The following is a 2,885-nucleotide window of genomic DNA, read 5'->3' as shown; positions in this document are numbered from 1 at the left end:
TGGCGGCGGTCATGTCCCGAACGTCCTCAAGATGGCGGGCGTCCCGAACGTCATCGGGTCCTCCACCAACCCCACCCTGCCCTTCGGCCGGGACGCGGTCGCCGAGCACTACGGCATGATCGTCTCCGTCCACGACCTCAAGCCCGACCTGCCGGGCGACGCCGCCATGGCCCGCGACCGCATCCGCGCCGGGACGATGGGCGCCGAGGACGTCCTGCACGACCTGGGCGCCATCGGCATCACCTCGTCCGACGCCCAGGGCATGGGCCGCGCGGGCGAGACCGTCCGCCGTACGTTCGCCATGGCCGGGAAGATGAAGGCCGAACTGGGCGACCCGGGCGTCGGCCACGACAACGACCGGGTCCTGCGCTACATGGCGAAGCTGACCATCAACCCCGCCGTCGCACATGGCCTCTCCCACGAGATCGGCTCGCTCGAGGTCGGCAAGATGGCCGACATCGTGCTGTGGCACCCCGAGTTCTTCGGCGCCAAACCGCAGCTCGTGCTGAAGTCCGGCTTCCCCGCGTACGGCGTCGTCGGCGACCCGAACGCCGCGACGGACACCTGCGAACCCCTCGTCCTGGGACCGCAGTTCGGGGCGTTCGGCGCGACCCCCGCCGAGATCTCCGTGGCGTTCGTCGCCCAGGCCGCGCTCGACCAGGGGCACGACACGATGCCGACCCGCCGCCGACGCGTCGCCGTGCGCGGCACCCGCGGCATCGGCCCGGCCGACCTGCGGTTCAACTCCCGCACCGGGGCGGTCGACGTCGACCAGCGCACCGGGCTCGTCACCCTCGACGGCGAGCCGATCCGCTCGGAGCCCGCCGACTCCGTCTCCCTCAACCGTCTCTACTTCCTCTGAGGACCCCGCGATGACCTACGTGATGCCGCCCGAGTGGGCTCCGCACCAGCGGACCTGGATGGCCTGGCCGAGCCCCAACCCGACCTTCGCCGACGAGGCCGGGCTGGCCCGGGCCCGTACCGCGTGGGCGTCGGTGGCCCGCGCCGTGCGCCGCCACGAGCCGGTCACCGTGGTCGTGGGGCCGGGGCAGCTCGACGGTGCCCGCGAACTGCTGGGCGACGCGATCGAGTTGGTCGAGCGCGAGCTCGACGACGCCTGGATGCGCGACATCGGCCCCACCTTCGTCAAGGACACCGGGACCGGCGAACTGGCCGCGGTGGACTGGACGTTCAACGGCTGGGGCGCCCAGGACTGGGCCCGCTGGGAGCACGACGCCAAGGTCGCCCGGCACGTCGCGGACCTCGCCGGGGTGCCGGTCCACTCCTCGCAGATGGTCAACGAGGGCGGCGGCATCCACGTCGACGGCGAGGGCACCGTGCTGCTCACCGAGACCGTCCAGCTCGACCCCGACCGCAACCAGGGCTGGACCCGAGAGCGCGCCGAGGCCGAGATCCACACCCGGCTCGGCACCACCAAGGCGATCTGGCTGCCGCGCGGCCTCACCGGTGACTACGGCGAGTTCGGCACCCGGGGCCACGTCGACATCGTCGCCGCGTTCGCCGCGCCCGGCGTCGTCCTCGTGCACACCCAGCACGACCCCGCCCACCCCGACTTCGAGGTCAGCCGGGAGATCGCGGGCGTCCTGCGCGGGCAGACCGACGCGAAGGGCAGGCCGCTGGAGATCGTCGAGGTGCCCGCGCCGACCGTGCTCACCGACCCCGAGGACGGCGGCTGGGTCGACTACTCGTACATCAACCACTACCTGTGCAACGACGGCGTCGTGCTGTGCGGCTTCGACGACCCGCGCGACGAGGAGGCGGCCGGGATCTTCCGCAGGCTGTTCCCCGCGCGCACCGTGACCCTCGTCGACGCCCGCACGATCTTCGCGGCCGGCGGCGGCATCCACTGCATCACCCAGCAGCAGCCCAGGTAGAACGGACCCATGACCGACTCCGCCGCCCGCCGGCGCACCCCGGCCCCGCCCCGCGAGGACGTGCTCGCCGCCACCATGGCGATGATCGCCGAGCGGGGCCTGGAGAAGCTCACGCTGGCCGCCCTCGGCCGGCAGGTCGGCATGAGCAGCGGCCACCTCGCGTACCACTTCGGCACGAAGGACGAGCTGCTGCTGCGCACCCTGGAGTGGAGCGAGGGGCGGCTCGGCGCCGAGCGGGGCCGGCTCCTGACCGGCGGCGGCGACCCCCGCGCCCGCCTCGACGCCTACGTCGACCTGTACGTGCCCGACGGGCACCGCGACCCGCACTGGTCGCTGTGGCTCGAAGTGTGGAACCGCTCGCAGAACGCGGACGAGGACGCGCGCGTGCGGCAGTCCGCGATCGAGGGCGCCTGGCACCGGGACCTGGTGGCCCTGCTCGCGGAGGGCATCTCGCGCGGCGCGTTCCGCCCCGTCGACCCGGACCGCTTCGCGACCCGGCTGCGCGCGCTGCTGGACGGCTTCTCCCTCCAGATCGTGATCGGCCTGCGCGGCACGGTGCGGGAACAGGTCGTCGACCACGTGCGGGAGTTCCTCGACGAGTCGCTGGCCCGCACGGTCTAGGCCGTGTCCGTGTCCGTGTCCGGCACGAAGCGCAGCGGGGTGCCCGGGGCGGCCTGGGCGGCCGCCGCCAGGAACGGCTCGGGGACGACCGCGATCACCGGGTACCCGCCGGTCGTCGGGTGGTCGTGCAGGAAGACCACCGGCCGGCCGTCCGGCGGGACCTGGACGGCGCCGAGGACCATGCCCTCGCTGTCCAGCTCGCCCTCCGTCGCCCGCTCCAGCGCCGGGCCCCGGGTGCGCAGACCGATCCGGTTGCTCTGCGCCGAGACCGTGTAGGCCGCCGTGTGGAAGGTGTGCAGGGCCCGCGCGGTGAACCAGTCGGCGCGGGGCCCGAGGCGGGCGGGCAGCACCAGCTCGGCGGGCGGCGCC

3 protein-coding genes and 1 pseudogene are annotated in these 2,885 nt (G+C 73.8%); 3 read left to right on the top strand and 1 reads right to left on the bottom strand.

All coding sequences use genetic code 11. The annotated features are described in order from the left end of the window. The 3 genes from GTW43_RS07610 to GTW43_RS07600 form a co-directional block, all read left to right on the top strand. Window positions 1-862 (top strand): urease subunit alpha (locus GTW43_RS07610; RefSeq protein WP_161300863.1); only part of this gene is annotated, 862 nt, incomplete at its 5' end. A 10-nt stretch (window positions 863-872) separates the two neighbouring features. Next, window positions 873-1,895, top strand: coding sequence for an agmatine deiminase family protein (locus GTW43_RS07605; protein ID WP_161300862.1), 1,023 nt, complete (start codon window positions 873-875; stop codon window positions 1,893-1,895). A 9-nt stretch (window positions 1,896-1,904) separates the two neighbouring features. Beyond that, a complete protein-coding gene (locus GTW43_RS07600) occupies window positions 1,905-2,516 on the top strand; it encodes a TetR/AcrR family transcriptional regulator (RefSeq protein WP_161300861.1) in 612 nt (203 codons plus the stop codon). Here the strand turns inward: GTW43_RS07600 and GTW43_RS07595 are convergent. Next, window positions 2,513-2,885: pseudogene (locus tag GTW43_RS07595) on the bottom strand (allophanate hydrolase subunit 2 family protein); the annotation flags it as partial. The gene GTW43_RS07600 and the pseudogene GTW43_RS07595 sit on opposite strands and share 4 nt — an antisense overlap.

It is taken from the genome of Streptomyces sp. SID5785 (assembly GCF_009870065.1).
GTDB lineage: Bacteria > Actinomycetota > Actinomycetes > Streptomycetales > Streptomycetaceae > Streptomyces.
This window is presented reverse-complemented; position numbering and strand designations above follow the sequence as displayed.